Annotated in this window: 2 protein-coding genes; one reads left to right on the top strand and one right to left on the bottom strand. The window is 67.4% G+C overall.

Going from position 1 to position 2,420, the window contains the following annotated elements; translation table 11 throughout:
• A partial coding sequence (locus tag N878_RS17775) for a DEAD/DEAH box helicase (protein WP_021444934.1) occupies positions 1-1,525 on the top strand: 1,525 nt, incomplete at its 5' end.
• Between the two features lie 241 nt (positions 1,526-1,766).
• Here the strand turns inward: N878_RS17775 and N878_RS17770 are convergent.
• A complete protein-coding gene (locus N878_RS17770) occupies positions 1,767-2,261 on the bottom strand; it encodes a phosphate-starvation-inducible protein PsiE (protein WP_021444933.1) in 495 nt (164 codons plus the stop codon).
• Between the last annotated feature and the right edge of the window lie 159 nt (positions 2,262-2,420).

Below are 2,420 nucleotides of genomic sequence, written 5' to 3'. Positions count from 1 at the left end.
GGCCGAGCTGGCCGCCGGCCCGGCACTCAGTTGGCAGGGCGGCGACGAACTGCGCGGCTTCGCCCAGCGCCTGCAGCAACTGCAGAGCCGCGAGGTGGTCGCGCCCGAGGGCTTGCGCGCCGAGCTGCGGCCCTACCAACTGCAGGGCCTGAACTGGATGCAGACCCTGGCCGAGCTGCGCGTCGGCGGCGTGCTGGCCGACGACATGGGCCTGGGCAAGACCCTGCAGACCCTGGCGCATATCCTCTGCGAGAAGCAGGCCGGGCGCCTGAGCCAGCCGGCGCTGATCGTCATGCCCACCAGCCTGATTCCCAACTGGCAGGACGAGGCCGCGCGCTTCGCCCCCGAGCTGCGCGTGCTGGCCCTGCACGGCGCCAGGCGCCGCGCGCTGTTCGAGGAGATCGAAGCGCACGACCTGATCCTCACTACCTACGCCCTGCTGCCGCGCGACCTCAAGGCGCTGAACCGGCATGCCTATCGCCTGCTGATTCTCGACGAGGCGCAGAACATCAAGAACCCGCGCAGCAAGGCGGCCACCGCCGCCGGCCAGGTGCGCGCCGAGCTGCGCCTGTGCCTGACCGGCACGCCGCTGGAAAACCACCTGGGCGAGCTGTGGTCGCTGTTCCACTTCCTCATGCCCGGCTGGCTGGGCGACGCCAAGGCCTTCACCCGCGACTACCGCACGCCGATCGAGAAACGCGGCGACGCCCAGCGCCTGGCCCACCTGGTCGGGCGCATCCGCCCCTTCCTGCTGCGCCGCAACAAGGAACAGGTGGCCCGCGAGCTGCCGCCGAAGACCGAGATCACCCACTGGGTCGAGCTGACCCAGCTGCAGCGCGACCGCTACGAGACCCTGCGCCTGGCCATGGATCAGAAGGTGCGCGCGGAGATCGCCCGCCAGGGCCTGGCGCGCAGCCATATCGTCATCCTCGAGGCGCTGCTGCGCCTGCGCCAGAGCTGCTGCGACCTGCGCCTGCTGGGCGACGGCGCGGCCGAGCTGAGCGCCGCCGACTCGGGCAAGCTCAGCGCCCTGCTGGAGATGCTCGAGGAACTGGTGGACGAGGGTCGCCGGGTGCTGCTGTTCTCCCAGTTCACCTCGATGCTGGCGCTGATCGAGACGGAACTGGCGGCGCGGCAAATCGCCTACGCCAAGCTCACCGGCAGCACCCAGGACCGGCGCACGCCGGTGCAGCGCTTCCAGGCCGGGGAGTTCCCGGTGTTTCTGATCAGCCTCAAGGCCGGCGGCAGCGGCCTCAATCTGACCGCCGCCGACACCGTGATCCACTTCGACCCCTGGTGGAACCCGGCCGCCGAGGCCCAGGCCAGCGACCGCGCCTACCGCATCGGCCAGGACAAGCCGGTGTTCGTCTACAAGCTGATCGCCCGCGGCAGCGTCGAGGAGAAGATCCAGCAGCTGCAGCAGGCCAAGGCCAGTCTGGCCCAGGGCGTGCTGGAGGGCGGCAGCCAGGGCCAGTGGCAGCTGAACGAGGCCGACCTGGCGGCGCTGTTCGCCCCGCTCGACTAGCAGGCCGTTGAAAACCGTAGGCGAGGCAGCCAGTGCAAGGCAAAAACAGGCGAAAAAGCGGAGTTTACGAGCTGTAAATGAGCATTTTGAGCCTGTTTTTAACGCAGCAATGGCAACGCAGGTAGTTTTTCAACAGCCTGCTAAAGGCCCTGGCCCTTGTCGTCGTAGGGTGGATCACGCTTTATCGATCCACCATGGCGCCGGCATAGGTGGATGCAAAGAGCCTGATCCACCCTACGCCTCAATCGGAGGTGTCGTCGCGCTCGGCTTCGGCATCGGCGCGGTTGCGCGCCTTGCCGCGCGCCGCCGGGGCGGCCACCGCCGGGTAGCGGGCCGAGGCATAGCGCACCACCAGAATCGCCAGGGCCAGCAGCAGGATGGCGCCGGACACCATCACCACGCCCCAGTCCGGCTTGTGGTTGTGCGAGATGTCGGAGATCAGCAGGCGGGTCAGCGCGGTGATGGCCACATAGATCATGAAGCGGATCGGCATGTGGTTGGTCTTGAAGTAGATCCCCACCATCGCCGCCAATTCCAGGTAGATGAACAACAGCAGGATGTCGTCCACCGTGATCTGGCCGTTGTCGAGCATGCCGATAAAGGTCATCACCCCACCCCAGGCGGTGATCGCGCCGATGGCGAACAGCGCCAGGTAGTGGAAGGCCTCCATCAGCAGGTTGCCCAAGGATTCGGCCAGGCCATGCATGCCCGCGCGCAGACGTTCCGCCCAATTCATCCGTACTTCTCCCCCCAAGACCCGACATCACGACCCGAGCCACCGAAATGGCGGCTCGCCGGCTTCGTGCATGCAGGAAAAACACCAGCCTCAGGATGATGCCGGCGGACGCGCAAAAGGCACAGGCGCAGATTGCCGCAGGGCGGCTACAGCAGCCAG

The sequence above is a fragment of the Pseudomonas sp. EGD-AK9 genome (genome assembly GCF_000465935.2).
Taxonomy (GTDB): Bacteria; Pseudomonadota; Gammaproteobacteria; order Pseudomonadales; family Pseudomonadaceae; genus Aquipseudomonas.
Note: the sequence above shows the minus strand (reverse complement) of the source record. Positions and strands in the feature narration are given on the sequence as shown.